The organism is uncultured Clostridium sp., from assembly GCF_937920395.1.
Taxonomy (GTDB): Bacteria; Bacillota; Clostridia; order Clostridiales; family Clostridiaceae; genus Clostridium_AD.
Genome location: NZ_CALEVF010000351.1, coordinates 1 through 4,878, shown reverse-complemented (window position 1 = coordinate 4,878; position 4,878 = coordinate 1). Strand labels below are relative to the sequence as shown.

Genomic DNA, 4,878 nt, shown 5'->3' with positions numbered 1-4,878 from the left:
GAACTTAATGAAAGATTGTATATTTGATAATTTTCAAAATTCTGTAGATGAATCCTTATTACGGCATAGAAGTGTTTTAGATATAATTACTAAACTTCAAGAATCAGAAGCTAGAGTCAATAGGGCTGTCGCAAAATCTGTTACTAATTGTGGTTGTATTAAGTTAGAGGAAAAAAACATGTGCACGCCACCTGATATAGAAGATTTAGATTTAGATACCCCTGGCGATTCTCATTATCCTGTGCAAGGTACTCTATGTGAAAACTGTAGGGAAGTTATAGAAAAAGAACTTGGAAACAATCTTTTTTATATTACTTCATTATGTAATATTTTAGACTTGAATTTATACGACATTCTTTTAAAAGAGTATGATAAAATTAGTACTCTTGGTAAATACACTATGCGCTAACAAATATAGCACAAAATAAGTTAGAACTTATTTTGTGCTATATTTGCTTGTCTAGCATAAATTGTTCTTTTAACCTTCTTAATCCCGTTTTAATAGCTTTAGCTCTTGCTTCGCCAATCCCCTCCACACTATCAAGTTGTTCATAAGACGCTTCCATTGTTGCTTTTAACTCTCTAAAGTGCTTAACTAAATTTTCAATAACATTTACAGGTATTCTAGGTATTTTATTTAGCATTCTAAATCCCCTTGGAGAAATTAAAGTATCAACTAAAGGAACCCCTACATATCCAATAATTTTAGATATGAAATCTAAATCTACTAGTTCAGCTGAAGTCATATTTTCTATTTGTCTATACATCTCCGTATAATTCATACCACTTTGACAATAATCTCTTATTAAGAGTATTCCATCTTCCTCAACACTTCTAATTAATTCATTTAGTTGCATAGAAATTAGCCTACCTTCATTTCCTAGCTCACATATAAGCCTTTCTATTTCTCCAACTATTCTCATAACCATCTCTGTTCTTTGTATTGCCGATATCACATCAAATAATGTAGCTAAATCTTGAAATTCTAAAAGGTTTAAATTACTTACTACTCGCTCAAGTACTGAAACATATTTCTCTAATGTTTGAATAGCTTGATTTGCTTTCGCTAGTATAATGCTACTATCTCTTAACACGTATTTTATATCGTCCTTATAAACAGTTATGATAGTTCTTCTTTGTGATATTGCAACAACAACATATCCCGTTTGCTTAGCTATTCTTTGAGCTGTCCTATGTCTTGTTCCAGTTTCATAAGTTGGTATTGTAGGACTAGGCATAAGTTGAGTGTTAGCATACAGTATTTTTTTTAAATCACTACTTATTACTATAGCTCCATCCATCTTTGCTAACTCATATATATATGCAGGACTATAGTCTGCATTTATTCCAAATCCACCATCTACAATATCTAATATCTCCTTGCCATTTCCTAAAACGATAAGTCCACCAGTTTTAGCTCTAAGAATGTTATCAAGCCCTTCCCTAAGTGAAGTACCAGGTGCCAGTATTTTCAATATACTCATAAGTTCCTTACTTTTCTCTTCTCTCATCCTTTTCTCCCAACTTATTAAATTAAATTAAAGTTATATATTAAAATAAATTCTATACTTTCCATAAATCAAAAAACCACTCTAGAGTGGTTTTCAAAAAATTGTTCTATAATGATTATATACTTTTTAATATATATAAACAACATTAAATATGTAAAACCTTAAAAACCAATTCATCATTTTCCATAAGAACACTTATATTATCACCCTTATTAATATTCCCCCTCAGTATTTCTTCAGATAACTTATCTTCTATAACTTTAGTTATTTCTCTCCTTAATGGTCTTGCACCATAATTACTATTAAGTCCAGACTTAGCCAAATATTTCTTAGTTGCACCATCAAAACTAATGTTAATTTTAATATCTGCAAGACGTTCCTTAACGACCTTAAGCATCAACTCTACTATTTTACATAAATCATCCTCTTCTAATGAATGAAACACAATAATGTCATCTATTCTATTTAAAAACTCTGGTCTAAATGAAAGTTTTAACTCTTCCATTATATTTTCTTTCATCTTTTCATATTCAGAACTCACAGCATTTTCTTTTATGTCAAACCCTAATGCCCTTTGTTTTTTAAGAGTAGACGCGCCTACGTTAGAAGTCATTATAATTACTGTATTTTTAAAGTCTATTGTTTTCCCCTTTCCATCAGTTAAGCGTCCATCTTCTAATATTTGCAATAGAATATTAACTACATCTGGATGAGCTTTTTCAATTTCATCGAAAAGAATAACTGAATATGGGTTTCTTCTTACTTTTTCTGTTAGTTGTCCACCTTCATCAAATCCAACATATCCCGGTGGTGAACCCATAAGCCTCGAAACTGTATGTTTATCCATATATTCTGACATATCGATTCTTATCATGTTATTTTCATCACCAAACATAGCCTCAGCTAGTGCTTTCGATAATTCTGTTTTGCCTACGCCAGTTGGGCCTAAAAATATAAATGAACCTATAGGTCTTTTGGGATCTTTTAATCCTACCCTTGCACGCCTTATCGCACTTGAAATAGATTTAACTGCTTCATATTGACCTATCACTCTCGCGTGTAATACTGTCTCCAATTTTAATAATCTTTCTGATTCCTTTTGAGTTAATTTTTCTATTGGAATATTGATCCACCTTGATACAATATTTGCAATTTCAATTTCTGAAACTATTAACTCATCTGCTTCGTTTTGTGTTTTCCAACTATTTTTAGAATTATATAATTTATCCTTTAAGTTTTTTTCTGTGTCTCTTATTTTAGCTGCCTTCTCAAAATCCTGCACTGATATAGCATCAAGTTTTTCTTTAGAAATTTTATCTATTTCATCTTCTAAATTTTTAAGGTTTGTAGGAGCTGTCAAATTTTGAATTCTAACTTTTGCTCCTGCCTCATCTATAAGATCTATTGCTTTATCAGGTAAAAATCTATCAGCTATATACCTATGTGACAAACTAACAGCAGCCTCTATGGCTGCATCAGTAATCTTAACTCTATGGTGTGCTTCATATTTATCCCTTAATCCTTTTAATATTTCAACAGCCTCTTGTTTAGTTGGTTCTCCTACCATAATAGGTTGAAACCTTCTCTCAAGTGCTGTGTCTTTTTCGATGTGCTTTCTATACTCGTCTATAGTTGTTGCCCCTATACATTGTATTTCCCCTCGAGCAAGAGCTGGTTTTAATATATTAGATGCATCAATAGCCCCCTCCGCTCCTCCTGCTCCAATTATAGTATGAATTTCGTCTATAAATATAATAACATTTCCTGCGATAAGTATTTCTTTCATAACCTTTTTAAGCCTTTCCTCAAACTCTCCTCTATATTTTGAACCTGCAACCATAGAAGATATATCTAAAGTAATAACTCTTTTATCTTTTAAAATTTCAGGGATACTCCCATAAGCTATTCTTTGTGCTAATCCCTCTGCTATAGCGGTTTTGCCTACACCTGGCTCACCTATAAGGCACGGATTATTCTTCATTCTTCTACACAAAATTTCTAATAGTCTTTGAGTTTCATTATCTCTTCCTATAACAGGGTCAAGTTTTCCCTCTTTTGCCATTTCAGTTAAGTCTTTGCCGAAATGATCTAATGTCGGAGTACTATTGTTAGATTTTTCTTTCGATATACTTCCCTTAGCATTACCTTCAGAACACCAATTATTTAATATATCATTTTTTAGTATGTTAAAATCTGCTCCTAAGTTAGCTAATATCGTATATGCGACGCCTTCAGATTCTCTAATTAATGCGAGCAAAATATGTTCTGGACTAATATAGTTATGATTTAAATTTCTTGCTTCAATTAAACTTAGTTCGAGTAAGCGTTTTGTTCTTGGAGTCAGAGGGATCTCATTTCTGCGCATTTCTACGTCGCCTTCACCTTCATACTCTATCACTAATTTTTTTACCTCTACCGTCGAAATTTTCATATTATTTAACGACTTTTTACATACACCATCTTGTTCCTTTAGAATTCCCAACAGTATATGCTCTGTTCCTACATAACCATGTTTTAATTGTTGTGCTTCCTCTTGAGCGTACACCAAAACCTTTTGTGCTCTTTCTGTAAATTTATTAAACATCATTTTCAAACACCTCACTTGCAATAAATTTTCTTATTATTTTAATTATGCCCAATTTTCTCCTAATTATTTCATGATATAATAGCATTATGTACTTTTTTAATAAAATAAGGACATGCTTAAAACATTTTATACCAAAATGTTTTAAGCATATCCTTTAAATTGTATTTTTTCATATGCTAGCTAACTAAGAAATTTTCATATTTATATATTTTATGTATTTATATAGCATATAAATTTCCTTTTCATAATCAAAAAAATTAATAATTATAGATTTATCTTCATAACATCTAATATTAATTTTTACTTCACCTAGTAACTCTACAATGTTATTCTCATTTAATCATTTATATAAATTTACTTTGCCATAAATGCTTCAATTTCATCTACTGTCTTAATTATTTGTTTTGAAAGGTTTTCACATCCATTTTTTGTGATTAGTATATCATCTTCAATTCTAATCCCAATATTCTCATCTTCTATGTAAAGTCCTGGCTCATTAGTACATATCATCCCTGGCTTCAATTTTATATCGCGGTTTCCTACATCATGCGTATCTAATCCTAAATAATGACTTACTCCATGGAAATAATATTTAGATAATTCACCTGGTTCCTTAATAAGACCTAGCTCTATACATCCAGTTGCAAGTACTTCTTTTGCCGTTTCATTTAAAACTGAGAACATTATACCAGGTTTTGCTATTGCTATTACTGCTTCTTGTGCTTTTAATACCACATTATAAACTTGTTTTTGTCTTTCTGTATATTTCCCATTAACAGG

General features: G+C 31.1%; 4 protein-coding genes. 1 reads left to right on the top strand and 3 read right to left on the bottom strand.

Annotated elements, in window-relative coordinates; translation table 11 throughout:
* Positions 1–7 precede the first annotated feature (7 nt).
* The gene (locus tag Q0649_RS20805) at positions 8–409 is read left to right on the top strand and encodes a DUF1573 domain-containing protein (protein ID WP_298846366.1); all 402 of its coding nucleotides are present in this window, start codon (positions 8–10) and stop codon (positions 407–409) included.
* A gap of 37 nt (positions 410–446) precedes the next feature.
* Here Q0649_RS20805 and disA read toward each other — a convergent pair whose 3' ends face one another.
* From disA to Q0649_RS20790, 3 genes are all read right to left on the bottom strand, one after another.
* Positions 447–1,511, bottom strand: a complete 1,065-nt coding sequence (gene disA, locus Q0649_RS20800) for a DNA integrity scanning diadenylate cyclase DisA (protein ID WP_298846365.1) — start codon at positions 1,509–1,511, stop codon at positions 447–449.
* Positions 1,512–1,656: 145 nt separating this feature from the next.
* On the bottom strand, positions 1,657–4,098 hold the full coding sequence (locus Q0649_RS20795) for an ATP-dependent Clp protease ATP-binding subunit (protein WP_298846363.1): 2,442 nt from the start codon (positions 4,096–4,098) through the stop codon (positions 1,657–1,659).
* Positions 4,099–4,452: 354 nt separating this feature from the next.
* Positions 4,453–4,878: M24 family metallopeptidase (locus Q0649_RS20790; RefSeq protein ID WP_298846362.1), on the bottom strand; the 426-nt coding region annotated here is incomplete at its 5' end.